Here is a 25,289-nt window from a genome sequence, read left to right as displayed (position 1 = left end):
GAAAGCTATGCAGTACATGCAGAAATGAAACGAGATCAGATTGCCATCATAGATGAGCAAGAAAGCATTACATATGAAGATTGGTATGAACGTGTGCAGAGATCGGCACAGTGGTTACAAGGAACGGCTCATCAGCAAAAAAGAATCGCTTTTTTATTATCAAATGGTGCTTCTTTTCTTCAAATATTTGCGGGCGCTGCTTGTGCAGGGTGGACAGCCGTTCCGCTTGATCCGAGATGGAGTCATCAAGAATGTGTAGAAAAGCTCTTGTTAAGTGAGGCGGATCTCGCCATTATAGAGGATCGATTGATGAAAAGATTTGAACAGGGAAGCGTGGACATGCCGATTCTTTCTTTATCTGAATGGAAGGAAAGAATGAGCCTTCTCACAGACATCAATCCTTGTAACAACTGCGATACCGAGAAGGATCCTGTCTTTTATATGGGATTTACGTCAGGTTCAACAGGCTCACCGAAAGCCTTTATTAGACGTCAGCAATCATGGATCGAGAGCTTTCGAATGACAGCTGCTTCATTTGGAATCACTCATCAAGATCATGCTCTTATATTAGGTACACTCTTCTCCTCTCACTTTTTATATGGTGCTATCAGTACATTATACTTTGGCGGCACAGTGACACTTTTAGAAAAATTTGTGCCGGGAAAAGCGAAGCAAGCCTTAGAGACAGGTGATATCACCGTGATGTATACTGTCCCAACAATGACAGAAACGTTACTGCAAATCGATGCTTTTAAAGAAGACAATCCGCTTCTTGTCATGTCATCGGGAGCAGATTGGAGCATCTCGTCAAAAGAACAGCTCGTCTCCAACTATCCACATATCACTTTTTTTGATTTTTATGGCACATCAGAGTTAAGTTTTGTCTCTTATTTGTCTTCAAATGACTTTCTGCAAAAACCTTCTTCTGTTGGACGGCCTTTCTCCTCCATTCAAGTAGAAGTAAGGCGGCCCGATCAATCTGTCTGTCAGCCAAATGAAACAGGGAGGATTTATGTAAAGAGCCCAATGACTTTTTCAGGTTACTTACATGAGGAGAAACCGCCGCAGGAGTGGCTGACAGTTTACGATATGGGATGGCTGGATGAAGACGGTTATCTGTATATGAGCGGTCGTGAGAATGGCATGATCGTCTATGGAGGTCTGAATATTTTCCCAGAGGAAATTGAGCGTGTGCTAAATGAACAGCCAGAGGTGAAGCGGTCGATTGTGGTGGGCGTTCCTGACCCATATTGGGGTGAAATCCCTGTTGCCATACTGGAGCAAGTGCAGCAAATAAAGGTGGTTCGACAAGCTGTTAAAGAAAAGCTTGCGGCCTACAAGGTACCAAAAAATGGCTTATGATAGATCAAATGATTGAAACATCCGGCGGAAAAATTGCCCGCGTGAGCATGAAAAGGTGGGCGGAGGAGCAATTGTCATGCAAGCGGTGATCGTACAAGCAAAACGAACACCCTTCGGTGACAAAAATGGGATGCTGAAAGATTATCGCCCAGAGCAATTAGCCGCTCCCCTTATTCGGCATTTGTCTCAGGACATGACACCGGATGACGTCATATTAGGCAATGTCGTCGGAGGCGGTGGAAATATGGCCCGTCTGTCCTCATTAGAAGCAGGGCTTCCTTTACACGTTCCCGGTATGACGATTGACAGGCAATGTGCCTCTGGTCTTGAAGCGATCCGAACAGCTTGCATCATGGTTCAATCGGGGGAGGGCTCGATGTATATCGCTGGCGGGACTGAGAGCATTTCCAGATCACCAATGAAAGAAAGAGCCCGCTTTTCACCGGAGTGGATAGGAGATCCACATATGGGAGAAGCAGCAGAGCTGACCGCGTCGGCATTTTCTGTTACAAGAAAAGAACAAGATGACTATGCCCTTTTAAGCTGGGAAAGGAGTTTAGCCGCATTTAAACATGGTACATATGCAGAAGAAATCGTTTCGGTAGACGGGCTGAGTATAGATCAAGCAGCTGCTAAAATAAGACCAATGACAAAGCTGATCAAGCGGGCAAAACCTGTATTTTTGCCGGGGAAAGGAACTGTGACTGCCGCCAATAGCTGTAAGGAAGCAGACGGAGCAGCTGCTGTCGCTGTGATGGAAAGATCGTTAGCGGAAGCAAGTGGATGTAAGGCGATGCTGCGGTATGCCGGAAGTGCTGTGACAGCGATACATCCTCATTTTCCAGCTGCTTCACCGATTGATGCGATCAAGAAACTTTTACATCAAGAGAACATCAAGGCAGAGGAAGTGGCGCTTTTTGAAATCAATGAAGCATTTGCGCTGAAAGCAGCACTTATTGCCCGCACGCTGGGGATACCATATGACCGGATCAATAGAAGAGGCGGTGCACTATGCCTTGGGCATCCATACAGCGCGTCAGGAGCTGCTATGATGGTGAGATTATTTTATGAAGCGCACACTTTACCGAATGGAAGCTATGTCATGGCTGCTATTGGAAGCGGTGGCGGTGTTGGTTTAGCCGTTTTGTGGCAAGTTTTGTCATGACATGCATGAGCAAGGAATTGCCGAACTCCGTCGAATCATGTACTATAAAAGCTAGATGTGAGGAGGGCCATGCATGTTTTCAGAACAAAAGAAACGACCATTCTTCAAAAGAAAAATGGGGATCGTCCTGTTATCTGTCCTTGCTGTCATCATCATTGCAGCATTATCAGGCTTTTTATATGTTAAATCAGCACTTGGACCGGTCGATCAAAAAAGTAAACAAACGATTAATATTCATATTCCAAATGGGACATCTGTGCGCGAAATTGCGGGCATTTTAAAAGAAAATGGGCTCATTTCGAATGACACGATTTTCACGTATTATGCAAAATACAAAAATGCGTCCGGCTTTAAAGCGGGTTATTTTCATTTGAAACAAACAATGGACGCAGACACGCTGATCAAAAAGCTGACATCTGGCGGAACAGATTACGCCTTTCAGCTTGTGATTCCAGAGGGAAGACAGCTATCTGATATTGCAGCCATTATTGCAAATCAGACGAATTTTTCAGCGAAGGAAGTTGAAGCAAAGCTGGATGAACCTGCTTTTATTCAAACACTAATGAAAAAATATCCGAAAACCGTGACATCACAGGTGAATGGGAAACAGGTGAAACATCCGTTAGAGGGTTACTTATTCCCTGCTACGTATCCATTTTATCGTGAAGATGAATCACTCGAAACGATCATTGAAACGATGATTAAACAAACAGATCAATACGTGAAAACGTATGAAAAAGACATGAAAAAGAGAAACATGTCCATACATGATGTGTTAACGATGGCATCACTCATTGAAATGGAAGCAACAGAAAAGACAGATCGGGCAAAAATCTCAAGTGTATTCTATAACCGGTTGAAAAAGGACATGCCGCTTCAAACTGACCCAACCGTTCTTTATGCACTTGGTGAGCATAAATCCCGCGTGTATTACAAAGACCTAAAAGTGAAATCTCCTTATAACACGTATAACAACAAAGGGCTGCCGCCTGGACCTATTGCAAATGCTGGTGAATCCTCTTGGAAAGCAGCACTGCATCCAGAGAAAACGGATTACGTTTACTTCCTTGCGAAGAAAAATGGAGAAGTCGTATTTACGAAAACGTTAAATGAGCATAATAAAGCAAAAGCGAAATACATCACAGGCAGCAATTAACGTACAAGTGAATCGAAAAAGACTGTAGACAATACGAAATTGCCTGCAGTTTTTTTCGTTGGAATATCCATTTTATAGGTTCGCAATTACCACTTCTTTGTGGTAAAATATATCGGGTTGTTTTTACTTAGATGAACGAAAGATTGACGAGAAAGAGAGCTGCAATAGGCAGGACTCTTCTTTTTCAGGTCATGAAGGAGCTTGACAGATAATGACTATCGAAGATGATCGAATAAATGATTATATTGAACATTTAATTCACCCAAGTCCTGATGCAATCGCTCAATTAGAGATATATGCAAAAGAGCATCATGTGCCAATTATGGAAAAGGTGAGCATCGAGCTTTTACTGCAGCTTCTTTCGATGAAAAAGCCGAAGAAAATTCTTGAGGTTGGGACAGCGATTGGCTATTCCGCCATTCGAATGGCAACAGCTCTGCCAGATGCTGAGATTTATACGATTGAGCGAAATGCAAAGCGCTATGAAGAAGCGACACGGAACATTGAGGAATTAAAGTTAAAAGAAAGAATACACGTGTTTTTTGGTGATGCGATGGAATCGGCTAAAACGGTCCAAACGATGGCGCCCTATGATGTGATTTTTATTGATGCTGCAAAAGGGCAGTACAAGCGTTTTTTTGAATTGTTTGAACCGATGCTCGCTCATGACGGAATGATTATTACAGACAATGTATTATTCAAAGGCTTAGTGGCAACGAATTATGAAGAAGAAATTGAAGATAAACGAAAAAAACAATTAATTGGAAAAATTGATCGATACAATCAATGGCTCATGTCAAACCCTGATTTCCAAACGTGCATTATTCCAGTTGGAGACGGGATCGCCATTAGTACAAAAAGAGGTGACCAATCATGAAGAAACCAGAATTGCTTGTAACGCCAAGCAGCGTGTCAGACGTCATGCCATTAATTGAGGCAGGAGCTGATGCATTCTTAATAGGCGAACAAACATACGGTATTCGTCTTGCGGGTGAGTTTTCAAGAGAAGATGTGAAACAAACGGTTGAGCTTGCACATGCCCATCACAAAAAAGTGTATGTGGCGATGAATGCAATTTTTCATAATGACCGCGTCCAGCTGCTTGGAGATTATTTAACTTTTCTCGATTCATTAAACGTGGACGGTGTCGTCTTTGGAGACCCAGCCGTGATCATGGCTGCAAAGGAAACAGGAGTGAACCTGAATCTTCACTGGAGTACAGAAACGACTGGGACAAACTATTACACTTGTAACTACTGGGGTAGAAAAGGTGCATCGCGTGCTGTTCTTGCAAAAGAGCTGAATATGGACAGTGTGATCGACATCAAAGAAAATGCTGAAGTGGAGATTGAAATCCAAGTCCATGGCATGACATGTATGTTTCAATCAAAACGTACGCTCATCGGCAACTACTTTGAATACCAAGGCAAACAAATGGATGTCGTAGGCAGACATATGGAGGAAGGGCTATTCCTGCATGACCAAGAGCGTCAAAACAAATACCCTATTTTCGAGGATGCCAACGGGACACATATTATGAGTCCAAATGATGTGTGTATGATTGACGAATTAGAAGAGTTTGTTGACGCAGGCATTGACTCATTTAAAATTGACGGAATTTTAAAGTCACTTTCTTATATGACAGAGGTAACATCACTTTATAGAAAAGCAATTGATTTACTAACGACTGACAAAGACGCGTATGAAGATCAGAAAGAGGACTGGGTGAAGCGGATTGAAGAGATTCAGCCAGTGAATCGTTCGATTGATACAGGATTCTTCTTTAAAGAAACGGTTTATTAATATAAGAGGAGGCAGAGGAAATGGCATTATTGAAAGATGGTATTTCTGAAATGATTGATGGGAAACGTGTCATTACAAAAAAACCAGAACTGCTTGCACCCGCAGGAAACTTGGAAAAGCTGAAAATTGCTGTACATTACGGAGCTGACGCTGTTTTTATTGGCGGGAAAGAATTTGGGCTTCGCTCTAATGCAGATAACTTTTCAATTGAAGAAATGGCAGAAGGCGTCGCATTTGCAAACAAATATGGCGCACGCATTTATGTGACAACGAATATCTTCGCCCACAATGAAAACATGGACGGGCTGGAGGAATACCTTCAAGGGATTGAAGGTGCTGGAGTAGCAGGCATTATCGTAGCTGATCCACTGATCATCGAAACATGTAAACGTGTTGCACCGAAGCTTGAAGTCCACTTAAGCACACAGCAATCTCTTTCAAATTGGAAAGCTGTTCAATTTTGGAAGGAAGAAGGGCTTGAGCGTGTGGTGCTTGCACGTGAAACAAGTGCGCTAGAAATTAGAGAAATGAAGGAAAAAGTCGATATTGAAATCGAAACATTCATTCACGGTGCGATGTGTATCGCATACTCTGGCCGCTGCGTGCTCAGTAACCATATGACGGCAAGAGATTCTAACCGCGGAGGCTGCTGCCAGTCCTGCCGCTGGGATTATGATCTTTATAAACTAGAAGGTTCTGAGGAAGCACCATTATTTGGTGAAGAAGATGCACCATTTGCGATGAGTCCAAAAGATTTGAAGCTTGTTGAATCCATTCCTCAAATGATCGAAATGGGAATTGACAGCTTAAAAATCGAAGGACGGATGAAATCCATTCATTATGTTGCCACTGTTGTCAGTGTGTATCGTAAAGTCATTGATGCGTATTGTGCTGATCCAGACAATTTTGTCATTCAGCAGGAATGGTTAGATGAATTAGATAAATGTGCAAACCGTGACACAGCACCAGCCTTTTTTGAAGGCGTACCAGGAACCGATGAACAAATGTTTGGCATCCATGGAAAGAAAACGACATTTGATTTCGCAGGTCTTGTTCTTCATTATGATGAAAAAGAACAAATCGTGACATTGCAGCAGCGTAACTTCTTTAAGCAAGGCGACGAAGTCGAATTCTTCGGACCAGAAATTGAGAATTTCACATGCAAAATTGAGACGATTTGGGATGAAAAAGGAAATGAACTAGATGCCGCTCGTCATCCGCTGCAAATCGTCAAATTCAAGCTTGATCAAAAAGTATACCCTAGCAACATGATGAGAAAGGGGAAATAACAGCCACATGAGGAGTAAACCAGTTGTCATTGGTATTGCTGGCGGCTCGGGTTCAGGTAAAACGAGCGTCACCAATTCAATCTATGAAAAATTTAAAGGACATTCCATCCTCATGCTTCAGCAAGATTTATATTACAAAAATCAAAGTCATATGCCATTTGAAGAGCGCCTGCTCACGAACTATGATCATCCGCTTGCATTCGACAATGACCTGATGTTTGAGCATTTGGAACAGCTCCTAAGGTACGAATCCATTGAAAAACCAATATATGATTTTAAACTAAACACACGTTCAGAAGAAACGGTTCATGTTGAGCCGAAGGATGTCATCATCGTTGAAGGCATTTTTGCACTAGAAGACGAACGTTTGAGAGACTTAATGGATATTAAACTGTATGTCGATACAGATGCAGACCTTCGCATCATTCGCCGCATTTTACGCGATACGAAGGAAAGAGGCCGGTCGATCGATTCTGTGATTGAACAATATGTATCTGTTGTCAGACCGATGCATAATCAATTTATTGAACCAACAAAGCGATACGCCGATATCATCATCCCAGAAGGCGGTCAAAACCATGTGGCGATCGACTTAATGGTCACAAAAATTCAAACCATTCTTCAAAACCGAGCAGAGTAAATGGTGGCGAAGAAAAAGACCTTTACATTGTAAAGGTCTTTTCAGCATCATATTAATAAACAGTCACGAAAACTTGTCCTAAGATAGACGATCCTTTATAAAGAGTGATCGTGGCTTTACCAGTTGAATGAGCGGTCACTAGTCCACTAGAGCTAACAGAAGCTACACTCTGGTTATCTGTCCAATAACGTGTAGCTGCAGAATCATAGACCGAGTACCGCTCACCAACTCTTAAAGGTAAACTGTAATCTTGAATCGAAATCACATCTAAAGTTTGAAATCCAGAAGAACTGTGATTGACTGTGAAATCCGCTGTTTCTTTGGCTGAAGCCATGCCCATTAGTGAAAAAGATAAGGTAGAGATGGATAGAACAGAAACAATTGTTTTCTTCATGTTCATTTAAAACACTCCCTAGCATATATTTGGTCTTGCATTGATAGAATTCAACAAAAACCAAATATTTCCTTGTTAATATTTGTTAATAATATGTGAACATTTATGAAAGCAGCATTATCGGAAAAAATCTTGAGGGTTTGATATGATAAGAAAACAATGAAGAAAAGAAGAGTTGGAGAAATCACTACCATATAGCCAAAGAATGAAGTTGAAAAAGTATATTAAAAAAACGACAAACAAATCATCACAAATTTTCAAACAATTCTTGATCAAAACGCAATTTTGTAATAATATAGCATAGACATATCGTACACTGACCATATTATGTATTGGAAGATGGAGAATGGATAAGCTATTCTTCTACATATGATCGAAATGGCCGAACGAGGTACAGGAGCTTCCTGTGCCTTTCCACAGTTTGTGCGATTTTAGACCGCTGCGGAGTGGTCCTGTCTAATAAAAGGCATAATAGTTGCATCTAAAAGGGACGCCATGTAAGATGGACTTTTACGAATATGGGACAGAAGGAATGAGGGCCTGAACATGTCCTCATTCTTGTATATTTCAGTCGTCACTCACGTGCAGAAAGTTTGTATGATGAGGATTAATAGAAGGAGTGAATGATTCATGGCACAAGAGAAAGTATTTCCAATGACAGAAGAAGGAAAGCGTAAATTAGAAGAAGAGCTTGAACATTTGAAAACGGTTAAACGTAAAGAGGTTGTAGAGCGTATTAAAATCGCTAGAAGCTTTGGAGACCTCTCTGAAAACTCGGAATATGATTCTGCTAAAGAAGAGCAGGCGTTTGTAGAAGGCCGTATTACAACGCTTGATAATATGATTCGTAATGCCAAAATTATCGAAGATGAAGGAAATTCAAATGTTGTTTCACTTGGTAAAACGGTGACATTCGTTGAATTACCAGACGGCGAAGAAGAGTCTTACACCATTGTGGGAAGTGCAGAAGCTGATCCGTTTGAAGGCAAGATTTCAAACGATTCACCGATTGCAAAAAGCCTTTTAGGTAAACAAGTAGACGACAAAGTAACCGTTCAAACACCTGGCGGAGAAATGTTCGTCCAAATTGTAAAAATTTCATAATCACGTTTATCACGTAAACACCTCGTCCACAATAGGGACGAGGTGTTTTTATGCGCAAAAAAAGAAGAATTCAATGGACAGGTGCGATTATTTTTATGCTATTTCTCGGTCTTCTGATGAGACTGGCAGAAATTCAGCTGTTCTTCACAGAATCGTTTTCAAAGCTTGATATCAATTTAATACAAGAAAGTGTCAAACAGCGAACAGAAGAAGTCGTCATTTCAGACGGACGCGGTGAGTTTTTAGATCGAAACGGCCAAGCACTTCTTACAAAAGAACAGCCCGCGGTTATCTTATTTCCTTTCCTGCAATATGATCTTCCGCGCTTGCAGCAAACTGCCTCAATTCTTGAGATGGAAGAGAATGAACTCAAAAAACAGTTAACAGAAACGAAAAAACCGCTCATTTTAAAAGATGACATTTCGAAAAAAAAGCTGAAAGACATCAATGATATGAAATATTCAGGTGTGTACGGCGTATATATGAAAGAGAAGGACAAAAAAAGACTTGCCCTCCACACATTAGGTTTCACAAGCGAGAATCCAGAACTATTGAGAAAGCGTTATCCTGACAAAAAAGAGCTTTCCATTCGTACTGAAATCGGCACATTTGGGCTGGAAAGCACCTTTGACGAATTTCTATTACCCGAGCAAGACACAAAATTGTTATATCATGTGGACGGAAGGGGAAACCCTTTGTTCGGTATGGACGTCAAATATACAGCAGAAGCTCATTCCTTTTATCCACTTCAGGTACAGACAACAATAGATGAGGACATGCAGGCTGAAATGGAAAAGGTGCTCAAAGAACAAGGCGTTGAAAAAGGCGGTGCCGTTCTGCTCGACATTGAAAAAAGCAGTGTGCTGGCGATGGCGAGTACCCCAAATGTCACAAGCAAAAACCGGCATGAGGCAAGAAATTACATGCTGACAGCTATTGCACCTGGCTCTGTCTTTAAAACGGCTGTGCTTGCCGCAGCAATCGAAAAAAACCTTGACCAGCCACAAACCATGTATGACTGTCGAAAGAATTTATATGGAGAGCCGGAAGGAAAACAGGAAGTGCTAAATCTGACGGACAGTTTCTCAGAGAGCTGCAATTATACCTTTGCGACACTTGCTGAAAGGCTCATTCAAACAGATGATCAAATCATCGAAAAGACGGCTGCAAAGCTTGGACTCTTAGATCGAACTGGCTGGGAAGGGGATGTCTATCATAAGAAGCACTTCAAACAGTTTGATCGTGAAGAAACAGGCAGTGTGTGGGGAGATAAAAGAGACAAGCATGTCAAAAAAGCCATTGCACAAACCGCAATAGGACAAAAAAATGTTAAAACGACTCCTCTGCAAATCGCGAATATGATGGCTGCGATTGCAAGAGGAGGAGAACGAAAAGAAGTGAAAATCGCAGAAAAAGTGCTGTATCAAAACGGAACAACGATGCTGTCCTTTCAAAACAAACGGCCTGAAGGGGGCAGTATAGACCGCTATACAGCTCAAAAGCTGCAAAAATTCTTAAGACAGGTGGTGACCTCTGACAAGGGAACCGGAAGAAGGTTTCAAGATTTGCCATACAAAGTAGCGGGGAAATCAGGTACTGCCCAAACCGGCGGTCAAGACAAAAAGGGGAATCCGCTTTATCATAAGTGGTTTGCTGGATACTTTCCGGTAGAAAAACCAAAATACGCCCTTGTCGTTGTTCACCTTGACGAGACAAGTGGCCGGGCTAAGACAAATGATGCGTTTTATGATATTGTAAAAAAGGTCAATGAAATTGAAAAGAAACAGACATAGAACATCCCTTCATGACATGTTAGAATAGAAACGACTTAGGGAACAGAGGCAAAGGAGTGCAGAGATTTTGAGTAGAAATTCTCGATTTGAACATCGTGATAAGCGCAGAAAGGCAAATATGGTGCTTAACATATTAATTGGTATCGTTGTGGTGCTTATTTTGGTTGTCGCATCGAGTTTGTTAATTTTTAATAAGCCGAAAGATCCAGATGTAGCGAAAGAGCCATCTAAAACGGCACCTGCAACAAGTGAAAATAAACAAAACTCAGAAGAAGATGTGAAAGATCCAAAGAAAGACACATCCGATGATTCAGATGCAAAAAAAGATGATTCGTCTGATCAAGACGACGATACGAAGAAGACAGATGATGAAGAAAAACCTAATAAAGATGCGTTAAAAGACGCCAAAGAAACAGACGGCGGCAAAACAAGTGACGTCGACAAAACATACGAAAACGATGACTGGGAGCCTGTAGGAACAGAGCAATCCGGTTCACATACAGCAACCTATGATTCGAGCTCAACAGACTGGAAAGAAATGATCAAAGCCATGTCCTATGCGACAGGAATTTCAGAAGATCAAATGACCGTTCTTTGGTTAGGAAATAACGGAGGTCCTCAAGATGCAAAAGGAACCATCCGTGATAAATCAACAGGTGAACGCTACCGCGTGGAAATTACGTGGGTAGATGAAAAAGGCTGGAAACCTGTGAAGGTTGAAAAATTAAGATAAACACGAAAAAAAGATAGCATATTTGCTATCTTTTTTTGTTTAGACATTCGCTTTAAAATGAACAACTGCTGTATACAAAATCCGCTCATCGATCACAGTCGTTTGATGACTGACAGAATGAACGGTCAGCAGAATCGCCTGATTATGTTCAATTTGTTTTTGGATCTTTTGTTCAAGTTCTTTTAAAGATGTTGCTTCAAAAAATTCAATTTTATCCTTTAAAAAATCCAGCTGAAAATCCATTTGATTCACCTCTCTATACTCTTCATTCATCTTAATCTCTCTCCCTCAGAAGGGCAAATATTTTTCTACCTCTCCCAGTATTTTTTAGTAGGAAAGAAACAGAAGTTGTGGTAGGATAGGAACTGTTCGACGGAATAAAACATACTATACGCATAGGAATAAAAAGATAAAGTGGAGGGAAAGAAAATGGGACGTGAATTTCTTTCTTTATTTGATCATTGGGCTGACTCTTATGACGACACGGTGAGTGGTCATGACGAGCAGTATAAAGAAGTGTTTCGCCGGTATCCGGCTATTTTAAAAGAAATTACCCGCCGTTCAGGCCAATATGTTCTTGAGTTTGGAAGCGGTACGGGGAATCTAACAGCGCTCCTGCTTGCAGCTGATAAAAACGTGTTTGGTGTTGAACCATCAGATGCCATGAAGAAAGCAGCTCTTCAAAAAGGAATACCAAATATACTTCATGATGGGGATTTTTTATCATTTCCAGCGCCGCCTTTTGAGCCGGATACGATCGTCAGCTCATATGCATTCCACCATTTAACGGATGAAGAAAAAAAACAAGCCATTCACACCTATAGCAACATCCTTCACTCAGATGGTAAAATAGTCTTTGCTGATACAATGTTTCAAAATCAAGCAGCACATCAAGCTGAAATCGACAAAGCGAGAGCTGCAGGGTTCGATCAGCTTGCAGAAGATTTAGAAACGGAATATTATCCATCCATTGATGTGCTAAAGGAAATCTTTGAAGAAGAAGGTTTTAGCACATCCTTTCATCAAATGAATGATTTTGTTTGGATCGTAGAAGCGAAGAAAAGGGAATGAAAGGATGTTTTTGTTTTGAAAATCGCAGTTATAGGTGCAATGGAAGAAGAAGTGACGATTTTAAGAGATCAACTAAAGAATGCTACACAAGAAAACATCGCTGGGTGTGAATTTACAACAGGTGTTTATGAAGATAAAGAAGTGATTTTATTAAAATCAGGGATTGGAAAAGTAAATGCAGCGGTCAGCACAACATTACTGCTTGACCGCTTTCAGCCAGATTATGTGATCAATACAGGATCTGCTGGCGGTTTCCATCACTCATTAAATGTAGGTGATATTGTCATCTCTACTGATGTGAGACATCATGATGTAGATGTGACCATCTTTGATTACGAATATGGACAAGTGCCGGGACTTCCAGCTGCTTTCATTGCGGATGAAAAGCTTGTGAAGCTTGCAGAGGAATCTGCTTTAGAGATCGATCATATTCAAGTGGCAAAAGGAACGATTGCAACAGGAGATTCATTTATGAATGATCCGGATCGTGTAGCGTTTGTAAGAGAGAAGTTTCCAGAGCTATATGCGGTGGAAATGGAAGCTGCAGCTGTTGCACAGGTCTGTCAGCTCTTTGGTACGCCATTTGTTGTCGTTCGTGCGCTATCAGATATTGCAGGGAAAGAATCCAATATCTCCTTTGATCAATTCCTTGAGCAAGCAGCGATTCACTCAACCGACCTTGTCTTGCGTATGATAAAGCAAACACAATAAAAGAAGGGGTTTCCCCCTTCTTTTCCATGCAAAGGAAGGGAATTATATGGCTGTCATAAAGGATATTACCGAATTAATTGGCCGCACACCGCTTTTAAAGCTGTCAGGGATTGGCGTCCCAGAAGGCGTTGAGGTGTATGCAAAGCTTGAGATGATGAATCCAGGTGGAAGTATTAAAGATCGTTTAGGTGATATGCTCATCAGAGAAGCATTAGCATCTGGCAAACTGCGTCCAGGCGGAACGATTATTGAAGCAACTGCTGGAAACACAGGAATTGGGCTTGCCCTAAGTGCAAGAAAGCATCAATTGCAGACCATTTTTTGTGTACCAGAACATTTTAGTCAAGAAAAACAACAGGTGATGAAGGCGCTCGGTGCAGAGATTATTCATACGCCAAGAAATGAAGGCATGAAGGGTGCGATTGATCGAGCCCTTGAACTAGAGGCAAGCCTTGACAATGCCTATTGTGTTTTACAATTTAAAAACCAAGTAAATCCATTGACTTACTACAGAACGCTCGGTCCGGAATTATGGTCCGACTTAAAAGAGAATATCGATGTATTCGTCGCAGGAGCAGGATCTGGCGGGACTTTTCAAGGTTGTGCCGCCTATTTAAAAGAGCAGCATCCGTCGTTAAAAACGGTTGTTGTGGAGCCTGAAGGGTCAATTTTAAATGGTGGGGATCCGGGCCCGCATAGAACGGAAGGAATTGGTCTTGAATTTATCCCAGATTATATGGAGCAGGCTTTATTCGATGAGATTTACACTGTCAGTGATGATGATGCGTTTCGAATGGTGAAAGAAGCAGCTGAAAAAGAAGGTGTTCTCATCGGCAGCTCTTCTGGTGCCGCTTTATTTGCCGCTTTAGAGGAAGCAAAGAAAGCAGCACCTGGGACAGTCATTGTCACCATTTTTCCTGACAGCAGTGAGCGATATTTAAGTAAAGGAATTTATGAGGGAGGAAAATAGAATGAAACCAAAAACAATGATGATTCACAGCGGAACAACGGGTGATGAAAGAACAGGCGCCGTGTCTGTACCTATTTACCAAGTGAGCACGTATAAGCAGCCAAAAGCAGGCGAACATACGGGGTATGAATACTCCAGAACAGCAAATCCAACAAGAACCGCACTGGAAACAGTCATTCGTGATCTTGAAGGAGGAGCAAACGGTTACGCATTTGGTTCAGGAATGGCAGCCATTACGGCGGTGATGATGCTGTTTAACAGCGGGGATCATATTGTCCTGACAGATGACGTGTACGGCGGAACCTACCGCGTCATCACAAAGGTGCTAAACCGAATTGGCATTACTGCAACCTTTGTTGACACAAGTGATCCTGAAGCGGTGAAAAAAGCCATTTTACCTGAAACAAAAGCCGTTTACATTGAATCACCAACCAATCCTTTACTCAAAATGACGGATCTAAAAGCGATCGGCGAATTGACAAAGGAAGCCAACATCTTGATGATTGTCGATAATACATTTTTCACACCGTATTTCCAAAAGCCGATTGAATATGGTGCGGACATTGTTCTGCACAGTGCGACTAAATATTTAGGCGGTCATAGTGATGTTGTGGGCGGGCTTGTCGTCACAGCGACGAAAGAGCTTGGAGAAGAACTGCACTTTGTTCAAAACTCGACAGGCGGAATTCTTGGACCGCAGGATTCATGGCTTCTCATGAGAGGGATGAAAACACTTGGGCTAAGAATGGAAGCACATCAACAAAATGCACAGAAAATCGCTGAGTTTTTAAAGCAACATCCAGCTGTCACACGTGTTTATTATCCAGGTCTCGGTACTCATCCTGGCCATGAACTTGCGAAAACACAAGCATCTGGCTTCGGTGGAATGATCTCTTTTGATATTGGAAAAGAAGAACATGTTGATGTATTTTTGAGCCAGCTAAAGCTGTTTACGATCGCAGAAAGCCTTGGAGCTGTTGAAAGCTTAATTTCTGTCCCTGCCCGGATGACCCATGCGTCCATTCCAAAAGACCGCAGGGAGGAGCTTGGCATCACAGATGGTTTAATTCGTATTTCCGTTGGGATTGAAGATGTTGATGATTTACTACATGATATCAAGCAAGGACTAAGCGCGCTGGCGAATGGATAGATTTACATGCTCCTCGCTTTCTCTCACTATGTTAAGCTATGAATAGACATTGATAACTGGAAGGTGAAACAAGTGAAGAAAAAGTGGAGTGATTTAGTGACAGATTACAAGCAGTACGCTTTTATTTTGCTTGCTGTCAGCACCTTTTTATATATTGGTACGATCTTACCGAACCAGCACATCGAAGCATCTCCACAAATGCTGATGATGGGAATAGATTGTGTTTTCTTATTAGCAGCTTTTGTTTGTGTTAAACGTGCGATTTTCTTTCAAAAGAAACTGCAAGAATTAGATGAAGATTAATTCGAAAGTCTCCTCATGTGCCTGAGGGGCTTTTTTCATTGTATTGGACAATCGGACAAGAATAACTGTAGAAATTTAGTCAAAAACACAAAAATCATCTATATTACTAAAAACAGGTTTACAAAATGGTGCTTGCTGGATATACTTACAAAGTAATTAAAAAAACGTAAAGGAGGCTGAAGAATATGTTATTCGTATCTACTTGTGATCAATTCAACCAACAATTTCATCATGTCATCAGCCTGTGGAAGAGTTCGTGTTCTTCCTTTGCCTTATACGGTGCACGCTTTATAACTGTTTAAGTAGTAAACGAGGATTTCACACGTATCATCCATTGCAGGTTGGAAGACAATGTCTTTTGAGCTGTATTTTTGTGTGCCCGCAGGTCAACTGATAAAGAAGATCTGCGGGCTATTTCGCGTGCTGCGAACTGAAGGGAGGTGAGCGTATATGACAATCCATTTATTTTTTATTACATTGACGATCAAACGTAAATACAAGGATATTGAAACTGTTCTTTACGAACAAGAAGTCGAAACATTTTATGAAGAAATGAAACAGAAACAACTAAAGTATATGAACTAAAACAGGAAATGAAAAAAGTGAAAAGGAGGAGATTGACATGTTTATGATGCTTGCCATGCTTGATTGTTATACGAGGGAGAAGGACCAGGTTTAGACACGCTCCACATTGATCACCTGCACATATGATAACCGTAAAAGGAGATTGTGAGGTGATCAATAAATGTCGATGTCACCATATATGAGATTTCCGTCTGTGGGGCACGGATATGCATCTATTCCGCATTCCTTAAAGCACGGGTACGGCAATCCATACCGCATGCAAAGAGAGCAAGAGGAAATGCTCAGACGTTATATGTATCAGTACCGGACTTATTGGTATTAAAGAAAAGGAGCAGGAAACGTCATGGTTTCCTGCTCCTTTTACGTTAGCAAATCCAGCTTGCACCAATGATGATCAACAAAATGAACAGTACAACAAGCAATGCGAATCCGCCTGCAAAACCGCCACCGTAGCCACCGCAGTAGCCTCCAGAATAACCGCCAAAGCCCATAATCTAGCACCACCTTTATCTTATCAAGATACATTTATAAATTATGCAGCTCATGCAGAAAACGAAATCAATCTGAGCACAAATAATGAAAACGCCTATTCAGGTCAAAAAATTTTCACTTTCTGCGAAACATTTTCTGAAAAGGAGCGTCTTATAAAGGACAAATAAATTAGGACTAGGTCTTAATTTATGTTAGGTGAGAGCCGATATGAAAAGTAAGAAAATTTGTAAATAGTTATATTTACTGGTGAAAAGCAGGTGTTAACATTGATTCAAAGCTGGATTGGAAAACAAATGAGAGAACCAAAAGGCTTGTTCTCAAAATGGGTTGCCCGCTATATGGAAAAAAATCATCATAATATCAATGAATGGACGCTTCAACTCTTAAATATACAAGAAAATGACAAAATTTTAGAAATTGGGACTGGAAGAGGCATCACCTTATCAAAGGTAGCAGAAAAACTTGACCGCGGAAAAGTATATGGAGTAGATGCCTCTCGTCATATGATTAAATATGCAAAAAGAAAACATAAGAAGCTTGCGGAACAGGACAAAGCCGTTATTACGCTTGGTAAAGCTGAGCAATTACCTTTTGAAGACAGATCATTCAATAAATTATTTACGGTGCAGACGATCTATTACTTGAAGGATATTGAGCAAGTTATGAAGGAAGTATACCGCGTCCTTCAAGTGGATGGTGAAGTATTTTTATCTTTTCAAAAGCAGGAGCTGATAAAGGAACAAAAACGGTCAACATCTTTTTCATCGTACAGTGAACAAGAGATCAGCCGTCTGTTTTCAGCATATCACTTTAGAGAAGTCTCGGTTTATCACTATGATACATACATCTGTATCAAAGCTTTAAAATGATGAAAATATTTCCCAGGTAATGAACAAGCACTCAAAAAGAGGCTCTTCGTCAGAGGAGCCTCTTTGCCTACAATCGAATGTAAAAATAAATAAAGGCTCTTCATCAGAAGAGCCTTTTGTATGTAAGGTAGGCGCCAGCCAGGTGTGTAAGGAATGATAGTATATATAAGGAATTTGTTTGTCGATTAAGGATACCTGTCTGGCTTATTTCTTATATCGACACCATTCTGCAAAAGTTTAGCTTTTTTTTCAATATTTTCTTTTTTATTTCACTGGAAGACACATTTTTCTTTCTCACGTAGACATGTACCCCCTTCTTTTTCACATAACTTGCGGTTTGAAGAAGGAAATTGCTTAAGAAATAGAGAAAATTGTAGAGACTTCATTTTTAAACAAAAGGGAGGAATGAAATCATGTCGGGAAACAAAGGTGTCGTTTATAAAGGAGCAGGAAAAGTAGCAGTTGAGGATATTGGATACCCTGATTTGGTCTTAAAAGATGGCCCGGGTGTACCTAAAGCCAATGTGGGGCGCAAATGTGAGCATGGCGTCATTTTAAAAGTAGTGACGACGAATATTTGCGGAAGTGATCAACACATGGTAAGAGGGCGTACGACTGCACCTGAAGGACTTGTCCTTGGTCATGAAATTACAGGTGAAGTCGTTGAAGTTGGGCGAGATGTGGAATTTATTCAAAAAGGAGATCTCGTGTCCGTTCCGTTTAATATTGCATGCGGACGCTGCGTCATGTGTAAGGAACAAAAGACCCATGTGTGCTTAAATGTAAACCCGGACCGTCCAGGCTCTGCTTATGGATATGTAGATATGGGCGGATGGGTTGGCGGTCAATCCGAGTATGTCATGGTTCCATATGCAGATTTTCAGCTGCTCAAATTTCCAGACAAAGATCAAGCGATGGAAAAAATCCTTGATCTCACAATGCTTTCCGATATTTTCCCGACAGGTTTTCATGGTGCTTATACGGCAGGAGTAAAGCCTGGTTCGACCGTATATATTGCAGGTGCTGGTCCAGTAGGTCTTGCAGCAGCCCATTCGGCTCAGCTTCTTGGCGCATCTGCTGTGATTGTTGGAGATCTGAATGAGCAAAGACTGGAGCAGGCAAGAAGCTTCGGCTGCGAGACGATCAATTTACGAAAACATGATCGAATCGGCGAACAAATCACGAATATTTTAGGGGAGCCAGAAGTCGATTGTGCTGTCGATTGTGTCGGCTTTGAAGCTTCGGGTCATGGAGATCAGGGAGAAGCACCAGCGACCGTTTTAAATACAATTATGGATATTACCAAAGTTGGCGGCAAGCTTGGAATTCCAGGGCTTTACGTCACAGAAGATCCAGGAGCAGTGGATGCCGATGCAAAAGTCGGTTCTCTGAAAGTGCGAATTGGACTTGGCTGGGCGAAAGCTCATACCTTTGTGACAGGTCAAACCCCTGTTATGCAATATCATCGCAGTCTAATGAAATCCATTTTAAGCGGAAGAGCACAGATCGCCAAAGCCGTCAATGCGACCGTCATTGACCTTGATCAAGCTCCTAAAGGATATAGTGACTTTGATTCGGGTGTGGCGAAGAAATTTGTGATTGACCCGCACGGGATGCTTTCTCGATAAACTTTTAACATGAAAGGAGCCGCTCAATAAAATGGGACGGCTCTTTATTGTGGAAAATCCAATCTATTTCAAAGGGGAGGAATCAGATGAATACAGATCAAGCCAAAAGAAGAGTTATAGAACAATTTGGGAGAAATGCAGAAAAGTATGTGACGAGTCAAACTCATGCAAAGGGAGCAGACCTAGATCTAATTGTTGAATGGGCAGCTCCAGAAGAAAGCTGGGTCGTTCTCGATATAGCAACTGGTGGCGGGCATACCGCAAAAACACTGGCTCCATATGTGAAACAAGTGTTTGCGACGGATTTAACGAAAGAAATGCTTTCTCATACATCACTTCATTTAAAAGCGTATCCACAAATTTTTTATGTAGTAGCGGATGCAGAGAGCCTTCCTTTTTTAGATGGCACATTTGATATGGTCACATGCCGAATTGCAGCACACCATTTCCCGCACCCTGAACAGTTTGCCAAAGAGGCATCTCGTGTATTAAAGTCAAATGGTCTGTTTTTCTTTATTGATAATGTTTCGCCAAATGATGAAGAGCTTGCACTATTTATCAATGAGCTAGAACGATTGAGAGACCCAAGTCATGTCTCCTGTCTATCGACAAAACAATGGGGGAAATTGTTTTTAGAAGAGGGATTAAAAGAAGTGAGATCAATGGAACGAAAAAAACGTTATCCTTTTCAGGAATGGGTCAAGCGAACAACGAAAAATTTAAAGGAAGAAGAGATTGTTACAGAATACTTGTTAGATGCTAACGAGAAAATAAAGCAATATTATAGATTGAAAATGACAGAGGATCAAATAGAATCAATAGAGGTAGATGACTGGATTGCTCTTTTCAGGAAAGGGTAAAAGTAAATCATTCAAACCAGTCATAGAAAGGAATCAATCAAATGCTGAATTTTAAAGGAAAAACCGTCATCATCACAGGCGCAGCCAATGGAATTGGTGAAGCGGTCGCCTGCGGTTATGCAAAAGAAGGGGCGCGTGTGGTGCTTGCTGATATAGATGAAAAAAAGGGAAAGCGTTTGGAGGAGCAGCTGAGAAAAGAGTCCTATGAAGTTTATTTCATCAAAACGGATGTGAAACAAGAGAAGGATATCCAGCGCTTAATGTCGTTTGCAGCGGAGCGCTGTAAAACGATTGATATTCTCATCAACAATGCTGGTGTCATGTTCACAGCATCGCCTTATGAGTTGACGGTCGATGAGTGGGATCATGTGCTGCATACAAATGTAAGAGGAACTTTTTTATGCGCTAGAGAAGCAGCACGTTATATCAAAGAGAATCCAAACGGCGGTTCCATTGTGAACATTTCATCTACCCGTGCGACCATGTCAGAGCCTCATACGGAAGCTTATGCTGCATCAAAAGGCGGGATTTCTGCACTTACTCATGCCTTGGCAGTTTCTTTTAGTGAGGATCATATTACGGTGAATAGCATTTCCCCTGGATGGATTGAAACGAAAGATGAGAAAAGTCTTCGAGAAATTGACCATCAGCAGCATCTTTCCAATCGAGTCGGCACCCCTAAGGATATTGTGAAAGCTTGTTTTTATTTAACAGATGAAGACAATCAATTTGTGACCGGCACAGATTTGGTTGTTGATGGCGGCATGACTAGAAAAATGATTTATGCGGATTAATATGAAAAAAACATTGACGCTTTGATCAAGCGGCAGTACAATATGTAACAATTCAGCTGAAGATCGTGATGAAAAAAAGACACAGCGCTAATAGAGAAGAGTACATCATAGCTGCCCCACACAGAGAACTCCGTGAAGCTGAGAAGGAGCTGGGAAGCATGATGGAACCAAGCCTCTTAGCTCTGCACCGGATTCTCTCGGATGGTGGTGCAGCGAATTTCTCCCGTTACAGAGAAGGGTGAATGATCACCCGCTAAGGTTCATCTGGCAACAGATGAATGAACTGAGGTGGCAACGCGGAGTAAATCCCGTCCTCAAGACAGAAATGTCTTGGGGGCGGGATTTTTTTTATGACAAATAGGGGGGACAATGATGAAAAAACATTGGCGGGATATGAGTATTTTGCTTGGAGCCATCGGGATCGCAAACATAGGAGAATGGATTTATATGATTGCCCTCCATCTGCTTATTTTTCAAGAAACGGGCTCTGTACTTGCTGTAACAGCAGTTTATTTGCTAAGACCGGCAGCTTCTCTTTTAACCAATAGCTGGTCTGGCAGTTTGATTGACAGGCTGAATCAGCGGAATGTGATGATCAGTTTAGATATTACCCGTGCTTTGCTCATTGCATGCATCCCTTTTGCCTTATTTTCAGGACATCTGCTCATCCTGTATGTCATGGTGTTTTTCATACAGATGGCACAAGCGATGTTTCATCCAGCGTCGATGGTGTATATGACAGGACTCATCCCGGCCGATAACCGAAAACGGTTTAATGCCATTCGCTCTTTATTACAATCCGGTGGATTTTTACTTGGACCCGCAGCAGCAGGTCTGCTTTTTCTCATCGGGACGCCTGTTCTTTCAATTTATGTAAATGCGTTCTGCCTTTTGATATCTGCTCTGTTAACGATGTGTTTACCGAATTTGCTCAAAACAGATGCTGGCCAAAAGGGGTTTTCCCTTTCAATGTTAAAAGAGGATGCCAAGCTGGTTCTGCGATTTAGTCTGACGTCACGCCAGATCATGGCGGTATATTTATTATTTAGTGCGGCGATATCGGTCCTTCCTACGGCCATTGACTCACTTGAAACAGCCTTTGCAAAAGAAGTACTGATGCTGACTGATACCCAATATGGCCTTCTTGTTAGTGTGGCTGGAGCAGGCATCATCGCAGGGGCAAGTCTTAATTCGGTCATTGTCGAAAGGCTGTCAGTTTCGCTGATGCTTGGAGTCGGCAGTTTGTTTGTGGCGTTTGGCTATCTTATATATGCATTTTCCAGCACCCTATTTGCAGCCGCTGTTGGATTTTTTGTTTTAGCCTTCTTTTTAGCTTTTGCGAATACAGGTTTTATGACGTTCTATCAAACAAATATCCCAGTAGAGGTGATGGGAAGGATAGCCAGCTTTTATGCTTTCATTGAAGCCATTTTGACAATAGCCATGACAGGAATATTCGGCGGGCTCGCTCATGTTTTATCAATCAGAATGTCTGTCATCATTGGGTGTATATGTATGCTTCTTATCTGTCTATTGCTATGTTTTGTCATCTTTCGTCCATTGACTGTCAAAAAAATAGTGCATCCTACTTAGAAAATTAAAAAAATTATGTTATCATTATTTAAGTAAGTTAATTAAATTGATGAGAAAAGGAGTCTTACAAATGAAAGCACTACGCTGGCACGATCAAAAGGACATTCGACTAGAGGAAATTGACGAACCAACAGTTGCTCCAGGTAAAGTGAAACTGAAAGTAAAATGGTGCGGCATTTGTGGTAGTGATTTACATGAATATTTAGGCGGACCGATCTTCATTCCTGTGAATGAACCTCATCCACTTACAAAAGAAAAAGCACCAATTACATTGGGACACGAGTTCTCTGGGGAAGTTGTTGAAGTAGGAGAAGGCGTAAGCAATTACAAAGTAGGCGATCGAGTGGTTGTAGAACCTATTTTTGCAACTCACGGGCATCAAGGTGCTTATAACTTAGATGAAAACATGGGCTTTTTAGGACTTGCCGGAGGCGGCGGTGGATTCTCTGAATATGTATCAGTTGATGAAGAATTACTTCATTTATTACCAGACGAAATCTCATATGAGCAAGGCGCGCTTGTTGAGCCTTCTGCAGTTGCTTTATATGCGGTACGTTCTAGTAAAGTACAAGCTGGGGATACAGCGGCTGTGTTTGGCTGCGGACCAATTGGTTTACTTGTCATTGAAGCATTAAAAGCAGCTGGTGCTACTGATATTTATGCAGTTGAATTATCAAAAGAACGCCAAGAGAAAGCAAAAGAGCTTGGAGCGATCATTGTAGATCCTTCTCAATATGAAGATGTTGTTCAAGAAATCGCACGCCGTACAAACGGTGGCGTCGATGTTTCTTTTGAAGTGACAGGTGTACCTGTTGTATTGAAGCAAGCAATCCAATCAACTAGAATTTCAGGTGAAACCGTCATTGTAAGTATTTGGGAAAAGGGCGCAGAAATTATGCCGAACGATATTGTCATTAAAGAACGTACAGTGAAAGGAATTATCGGCTACAGAGACGTATTCCCATCTGTATTAAACTTAATGAGAAAAGGCTATTTCTCTGCAGACACACTCGTCACGAAAAAAATCAAGCTGGACGATGTGATCGAGGATGGCTTCCATGCTTTAATCAATGAAAAAGATCAAGTGAAAATTTTAGTCAGTGCTGAATAAGTAAGATGACAAAGGGAATGGCATAAGCCATTCTCTTTTTTTATGTGAACAGGTCATTTTCATAAAGAGAGCTGCGGTTGAATAGTGATAATTGAAAAGATGTTTCATGATAAGGGAGATGACATCATGTTTTATCACATCAAAGAATTGCAATATGAAGCAAAGCCCTCAAAGCCTGATCCGCTTTACGCGAAAAAGCTGCAAGAAGTATTAGGCGGTCAATATGGTGAAATTAGTGTGATGATGCAATATTTATTTCAAGGCTTTAATTGCCGGGCAGACCAAAAATATAGGGATTTATTATTTGATATTGGTACAGAGGAAATTGGTCATGTCGAAATGCTGGCGACAATGATCGCTCGTCTACTTGATAAAGCACCGGTAAAAGAACAGGAACAGGCGTATCAAAGTGATCCGGCACTTGCGGCTGTTATGGGCGGAATGAATCCGCAGCATGCAATTGTTGCCGGCTTAGGGGCGATGGCAGCGGATAGTCAAGGGTATCCGTGGAATGCCAAGTATATCATTGCAAGCGGAAATTTAATGGCGGATTTCAGAGCCAATTTAAATGCAGAATCACAGGGGAGACTTCAGGTCACAAGGCTTTATGAGATGACAGATGACCGCGGCGTCAAAGATATGCTTTCCTTCCTCATTGCTCGTGATACATATCATCAAAATATGTGGGTTGCGGCAATTAAGGAATTAGAAGAGCGGGAAGGGGATGTCGTCGTACCAACTACTTTCCCTCGTTCACTAGAAAAACAGCAAGTATCCTATGATTTGTTTAACTTTTCAAGAGGGGAAGAAAGCAAGGAAGGCAGATGGGCACATGGCCGCAGCATGGATGGAAAAGGAGAGTTCAGATATATTTCTGCACCTGTCGTATTCGGCTCAGCACCAAAGCTCAATCCCGCACCAAAAGAACTGTTTAACACACCAAAAAAGGGTGAATAAAAAAGTCGATCAGGTTTTTGTGCCTGATCGACTTTTTAACGTCCGAGAGTTCTGCCGTACACGCTGACACGTTTCTCTAATAATGCAAAAGCTAATTCAAAGACAATGCTTAGCAGCCAATAGATCAAAGCAGAGACGAGATAAGTTTCTAAAAACTGATAGCCGTCATTTGCAATGATCCGGGAAATACCCATGATTTCGAGTACCCCAATTGTAAACGAAAGAGATGTCGCTTTTAATAGCTGAACGAGCTGATTGCCTAGGTTCGGTAAGGCCACAACAAATGCCTGCGGCAAAATAATGCGAAGCATCGCCTGCCTTGTGGTCATGCCTACAATTTTTGCCGCTTCCAGCTGCCCTTTGTCTACTGCCAGAAGTGCACTTCTCACCACCTCTGTTAAATGGGCGGCTGAATGCAGGCTGAAGGTAATGAGGGCAACAGCTAATGGGGAGACCATGTCCGGGTGAAAGGTCAGCCCGAATGTGCCGCTCATGCTAGTTAGAACAAAAGGAAGCCCATAAAAGAAAGCAAACAGTTGAACAATTAGAGGCGTACCTCTAAAAAAGGAGACGTAGAGCGTGACCAACTGCCTGAGTACAGGGATGCGAAAGAGACGAATAAAAGCAAAAACAGATCCGATCACAAGACTCACAGCCATAGAAACTAGTGCAATTAATAAGGTGAAAGGAACGCCTTTTAGAATATGAGGTACTTGGTCAATCGCAAATTGAATATCAATGGTTTGCATCTAAATC

The 25,289-nt window shown here is 41.6% G+C and carries 27 protein-coding genes and 1 pseudogene; 24 read left to right on the top strand and 4 right to left on the bottom strand.

Annotated elements, in window-relative coordinates:
- The first annotated feature begins 24 nt into the window (after nucleotides 1-24).
- From ACN6NB_RS12175 to udk, 7 genes and pseudogenes are all read left to right on the top strand, one after another.
- Nucleotides 25-1,451: pseudogene (locus ACN6NB_RS12175) on the top strand (acyl-CoA synthetase).
- Nucleotides 1,439-2,527, top strand: coding sequence for an acetyl-CoA C-acyltransferase (locus tag ACN6NB_RS12170; protein WP_247544495.1), 1,089 nt, complete (start codon nucleotides 1,439-1,441; stop codon nucleotides 2,525-2,527). The pseudogene ACN6NB_RS12175 and the gene ACN6NB_RS12170 overlap by 13 nt, the downstream one beginning before the upstream one ends.
- Nucleotides 2,528-2,600: 73 nt before the next feature.
- Entirely contained in the window at nucleotides 2,601-3,683 is a 1,083-nt protein-coding gene (gene mltG, locus ACN6NB_RS12165; protein WP_366203888.1) for an endolytic transglycosylase MltG, read from the top strand.
- 211 nt (nucleotides 3,684-3,894) lie between these two features.
- Nucleotides 3,895-4,560 (top strand): O-methyltransferase, encoded by a 666-nt coding sequence (locus ACN6NB_RS12160; protein WP_039180249.1) that lies wholly within the window; start codon nucleotides 3,895-3,897, stop codon nucleotides 4,558-4,560.
- Nucleotides 4,557-5,486: a peptidase U32 family protein gene (locus ACN6NB_RS12155; RefSeq protein WP_039180246.1), complete on the top strand. Its 930-nt coding sequence runs from the start codon at nucleotides 4,557-4,559 to the stop codon at nucleotides 5,484-5,486. Before ACN6NB_RS12160 ends, ACN6NB_RS12155 begins: the two co-directional genes overlap by 4 nt.
- 20 nt (nucleotides 5,487-5,506) lie before the next feature.
- On the top strand, nucleotides 5,507-6,775 hold the full coding sequence (locus tag ACN6NB_RS12150; protein ID WP_024423107.1) for a peptidase U32 family protein: 1,269 nt from the start codon (nucleotides 5,507-5,509) through the stop codon (nucleotides 6,773-6,775).
- 7 nt (nucleotides 6,776-6,782) lie between these two features.
- Nucleotides 6,783-7,415 carry a uridine kinase gene (gene udk, locus ACN6NB_RS12145; protein WP_024423106.1) on the top strand — a complete coding sequence of 211 codons (633 nt, stop codon included), beginning with the start codon at nucleotides 6,783-6,785 and terminating at the stop codon, nucleotides 7,413-7,415.
- Between the two features lie 52 nt (nucleotides 7,416-7,467).
- On the opposite strand, the gene ACN6NB_RS12140 is transcribed toward udk, so the two are convergent.
- Entirely contained in the window at nucleotides 7,468-7,815 is a 348-nt protein-coding gene (locus ACN6NB_RS12140; RefSeq protein ID WP_059374687.1) for an Ig-like domain-containing protein, read from the bottom strand.
- Nucleotides 7,816-8,439: 624 nt separating this feature from the next.
- On the opposite strand from ACN6NB_RS12140, the gene greA reads away from it, so the two are divergent.
- The 3 genes from greA to ACN6NB_RS12125 all read left to right on the top strand — a co-directional run bounded on the left by greA (nucleotide 8,440) and on the right by ACN6NB_RS12125 (nucleotide 11,439).
- Nucleotides 8,440-8,913, top strand: coding sequence for a transcription elongation factor GreA (gene greA / locus ACN6NB_RS12135; protein WP_047202506.1), 474 nt, complete (start codon nucleotides 8,440-8,442; stop codon nucleotides 8,911-8,913).
- Nucleotides 8,914-8,963: 50 nt separating this feature from the next.
- Nucleotides 8,964-10,706, top strand: a complete 1,743-nt coding sequence (locus ACN6NB_RS12130; protein ID WP_144491373.1) for a peptidoglycan D,D-transpeptidase FtsI family protein — start codon at nucleotides 8,964-8,966, stop codon at nucleotides 10,704-10,706.
- 67 nt (nucleotides 10,707-10,773) lie between these two features.
- Nucleotides 10,774-11,439, top strand: coding sequence for a YrrS family protein (locus ACN6NB_RS12125; protein WP_099663481.1), 666 nt, complete (start codon nucleotides 10,774-10,776; stop codon nucleotides 11,437-11,439).
- A gap of 39 nt (nucleotides 11,440-11,478) precedes the next feature.
- Here ACN6NB_RS12125 and ACN6NB_RS12120 read toward each other — a convergent pair whose 3' ends face one another.
- Nucleotides 11,479-11,682 (bottom strand): YrzA family protein, encoded by a 204-nt coding sequence (locus ACN6NB_RS12120; RefSeq protein WP_024423103.1) that lies wholly within the window; start codon nucleotides 11,680-11,682, stop codon nucleotides 11,479-11,481.
- Nucleotides 11,683-11,868: 186 nt separating this feature from the next.
- On the opposite strand from ACN6NB_RS12120, the gene ACN6NB_RS12115 reads away from it, so the two are divergent.
- The 7 genes from ACN6NB_RS12115 (at nucleotide 11,869) to ACN6NB_RS12085 (ending at nucleotide 16,551) form a co-directional block, all read left to right on the top strand.
- Entirely contained in the window at nucleotides 11,869-12,510 is a 642-nt protein-coding gene (locus tag ACN6NB_RS12115; RefSeq protein ID WP_059374690.1) for a class I SAM-dependent DNA methyltransferase, read from the top strand.
- 15 nt (nucleotides 12,511-12,525) lie between these two features.
- Nucleotides 12,526-13,221, top strand: a complete 696-nt coding sequence (gene mtnN, locus ACN6NB_RS12110) for a 5'-methylthioadenosine/S-adenosylhomocysteine nucleosidase (protein WP_024423101.1) — start codon at nucleotides 12,526-12,528, stop codon at nucleotides 13,219-13,221.
- A 46-nt stretch (nucleotides 13,222-13,267) separates the two neighbouring features.
- Nucleotides 13,268-14,191, top strand: a complete 924-nt coding sequence (locus ACN6NB_RS12105; RefSeq protein ID WP_144490360.1) for a PLP-dependent cysteine synthase family protein — start codon at nucleotides 13,268-13,270, stop codon at nucleotides 14,189-14,191.
- A 1-nt stretch (nucleotide 14,192) separates the two neighbouring features.
- Nucleotides 14,193-15,341: a bifunctional cystathionine gamma-lyase/homocysteine desulfhydrase gene (locus tag ACN6NB_RS12100; RefSeq protein WP_039180222.1), complete on the top strand. Its 1,149-nt coding sequence runs from the start codon at nucleotides 14,193-14,195 to the stop codon at nucleotides 15,339-15,341.
- A 72-nt stretch (nucleotides 15,342-15,413) separates the two neighbouring features.
- Nucleotides 15,414-15,644: a YrhC family protein gene (locus ACN6NB_RS12095; protein WP_144491374.1), complete on the top strand. Its 231-nt coding sequence runs from the start codon at nucleotides 15,414-15,416 to the stop codon at nucleotides 15,642-15,644.
- Nucleotides 15,645-16,094: 450 nt separating this feature from the next.
- On the top strand, nucleotides 16,095-16,229 hold the full coding sequence (locus tag ACN6NB_RS12090; protein ID WP_064497892.1) for a YrzI family small protein: 135 nt from the start codon (nucleotides 16,095-16,097) through the stop codon (nucleotides 16,227-16,229).
- A 160-nt stretch (nucleotides 16,230-16,389) separates the two neighbouring features.
- On the top strand, nucleotides 16,390-16,551 hold the full coding sequence (locus ACN6NB_RS12085) for a hypothetical protein (RefSeq protein WP_155267112.1): 162 nt from the start codon (nucleotides 16,390-16,392) through the stop codon (nucleotides 16,549-16,551).
- Between the two features lie 43 nt (nucleotides 16,552-16,594).
- On the opposite strand, the gene ACN6NB_RS12080 is transcribed toward ACN6NB_RS12085, so the two are convergent.
- Nucleotides 16,595-16,720, bottom strand: coding sequence for a YjcZ family sporulation protein (locus tag ACN6NB_RS12080; protein WP_008342643.1), 126 nt, complete (start codon nucleotides 16,718-16,720; stop codon nucleotides 16,595-16,597).
- 267 nt (nucleotides 16,721-16,987) lie between these two features.
- Between ACN6NB_RS12080 and ACN6NB_RS12075 the strand changes: the two genes are divergently transcribed.
- The 7 genes from ACN6NB_RS12075 to ACN6NB_RS12045 all read left to right on the top strand — a co-directional run bounded on the left by ACN6NB_RS12075 (nucleotide 16,988) and on the right by ACN6NB_RS12045 (nucleotide 24,533).
- A complete protein-coding gene (locus tag ACN6NB_RS12075) occupies nucleotides 16,988-17,590 on the top strand; it encodes a class I SAM-dependent methyltransferase (protein WP_059374696.1) in 603 nt (200 codons plus the stop codon).
- Between the two features lie 413 nt (nucleotides 17,591-18,003).
- A complete protein-coding gene (gene fdhA, locus ACN6NB_RS12070; protein ID WP_024423097.1) occupies nucleotides 18,004-19,218 on the top strand; it encodes a formaldehyde dehydrogenase, glutathione-independent in 1,215 nt (404 codons plus the stop codon).
- 86 nt (nucleotides 19,219-19,304) lie between these two features.
- Complete coding sequence (locus ACN6NB_RS12065; protein WP_106025823.1) at nucleotides 19,305-20,078, top strand: class I SAM-dependent methyltransferase; 774 nt, start codon at nucleotides 19,305-19,307, stop codon at nucleotides 20,076-20,078.
- 44 nt (nucleotides 20,079-20,122) lie between these two features.
- The gene (locus ACN6NB_RS12060) at nucleotides 20,123-20,872 is read left to right on the top strand and encodes an SDR family NAD(P)-dependent oxidoreductase (RefSeq protein WP_144491461.1); all 750 of its coding nucleotides are present in this window, start codon (nucleotides 20,123-20,125) and stop codon (nucleotides 20,870-20,872) included.
- A gap of 372 nt (nucleotides 20,873-21,244) precedes the next feature.
- Nucleotides 21,245-22,465, top strand: a complete 1,221-nt coding sequence (locus ACN6NB_RS12055; RefSeq protein WP_144491375.1) for an MFS transporter — start codon at nucleotides 21,245-21,247, stop codon at nucleotides 22,463-22,465.
- 70 nt (nucleotides 22,466-22,535) lie between these two features.
- Complete coding sequence (locus ACN6NB_RS12050) at nucleotides 22,536-23,576, top strand: 2,3-butanediol dehydrogenase (RefSeq protein ID WP_017358082.1); 1,041 nt, start codon at nucleotides 22,536-22,538, stop codon at nucleotides 23,574-23,576.
- Between the two features lie 126 nt (nucleotides 23,577-23,702).
- Nucleotides 23,703-24,533 carry a manganese catalase gene (locus ACN6NB_RS12045; RefSeq protein WP_126681547.1) on the top strand — a complete coding sequence of 277 codons (831 nt, stop codon included), beginning with the start codon at nucleotides 23,703-23,705 and terminating at the stop codon, nucleotides 24,531-24,533.
- Nucleotides 24,534-24,568: 35 nt separating this feature from the next.
- Here the strand turns inward: ACN6NB_RS12045 and ACN6NB_RS12040 are convergent, their stop codons facing one another.
- A complete protein-coding gene (locus ACN6NB_RS12040; protein WP_126681548.1) occupies nucleotides 24,569-25,282 on the bottom strand; it encodes an amino acid ABC transporter permease in 714 nt (237 codons plus the stop codon).
- Nucleotides 25,283-25,289 lie beyond the last annotated feature (7 nt).

The sequence above is a fragment of the Bacillus sp. 11B20 genome (genome assembly GCF_056098985.1).
This window is presented reverse-complemented; position numbering and strand designations above follow the sequence as displayed.

Coding starts and splice junctions, on each gene's coding strand:
- ACN6NB_RS12160 (WP_039180249.1), top strand. CDS start 3,895: ATGACTATCGAAGATGATCGAATAAATGATTATATTGAACATTTAATT.
- ACN6NB_RS12045 (WP_126681547.1), top strand. CDS start 23,703: ATGTTTTATCACATCAAAGAATTGCAATATGAAGCAAAGCCCTCAAAG.
- ACN6NB_RS12150 (WP_024423107.1), top strand. CDS start 5,507: ATGGCATTATTGAAAGATGGTATTTCTGAAATGATTGATGGGAAACGT.
- udk (WP_024423106.1), top strand. CDS start 6,783: ATGAGGAGTAAACCAGTTGTCATTGGTATTGCTGGCGGCTCGGGTTCA.
- mltG (WP_366203888.1), top strand. CDS start 2,601: ATGTTTTCAGAACAAAAGAAACGACCATTCTTCAAAAGAAAAATGGGG.
- ACN6NB_RS12065 (WP_106025823.1), top strand. CDS start 19,305: ATGAATACAGATCAAGCCAAAAGAAGAGTTATAGAACAATTTGGGAGA.
- ACN6NB_RS12140 (WP_059374687.1), bottom strand. CDS start 7,815: ATGAACATGAAGAAAACAATTGTTTCTGTTCTATCCATCTCTACCTTA.
- ACN6NB_RS12115 (WP_059374690.1), top strand. CDS start 11,869: ATGGGACGTGAATTTCTTTCTTTATTTGATCATTGGGCTGACTCTTAT.
- fdhA (WP_024423097.1), top strand. CDS start 18,004: ATGTCGGGAAACAAAGGTGTCGTTTATAAAGGAGCAGGAAAAGTAGCA.
- ACN6NB_RS12100 (WP_039180222.1), top strand. CDS start 14,193: ATGAAACCAAAAACAATGATGATTCACAGCGGAACAACGGGTGATGAA.
- ACN6NB_RS12050 (WP_017358082.1), top strand. CDS start 22,536: ATGAAAGCACTACGCTGGCACGATCAAAAGGACATTCGACTAGAGGAA.
- greA (WP_047202506.1), top strand. CDS start 8,440: ATGGCACAAGAGAAAGTATTTCCAATGACAGAAGAAGGAAAGCGTAAA.
- ACN6NB_RS12085 (WP_155267112.1), top strand. CDS start 16,390: ATGTCGATGTCACCATATATGAGATTTCCGTCTGTGGGGCACGGATAT.
- ACN6NB_RS12105 (WP_144490360.1), top strand. CDS start 13,268: ATGGCTGTCATAAAGGATATTACCGAATTAATTGGCCGCACACCGCTT.
- ACN6NB_RS12080 (WP_008342643.1), bottom strand. CDS start 16,720: ATGGGCTTTGGCGGTTATTCTGGAGGCTACTGCGGTGGCTACGGTGGC.
- ACN6NB_RS12090 (WP_064497892.1), top strand. CDS start 16,095: ATGACAATCCATTTATTTTTTATTACATTGACGATCAAACGTAAATAC.
- ACN6NB_RS12155 (WP_039180246.1), top strand. CDS start 4,557: ATGAAGAAACCAGAATTGCTTGTAACGCCAAGCAGCGTGTCAGACGTC.
- ACN6NB_RS12170 (WP_247544495.1), top strand. CDS start 1,439: ATGCAAGCGGTGATCGTACAAGCAAAACGAACACCCTTCGGTGACAAA.
- ACN6NB_RS12055 (WP_144491375.1), top strand. CDS start 21,245: ATGAAAAAACATTGGCGGGATATGAGTATTTTGCTTGGAGCCATCGGG.
- ACN6NB_RS12120 (WP_024423103.1), bottom strand. CDS start 11,682: ATGGATTTTCAGCTGGATTTTTTAAAGGATAAAATTGAATTTTTTGAA.
- ACN6NB_RS12130 (WP_144491373.1), top strand. CDS start 8,964: ATGCGCAAAAAAAGAAGAATTCAATGGACAGGTGCGATTATTTTTATG.
- ACN6NB_RS12040 (WP_126681548.1), bottom strand. CDS start 25,282: ATGCAAACCATTGATATTCAATTTGCGATTGACCAAGTACCTCATATT.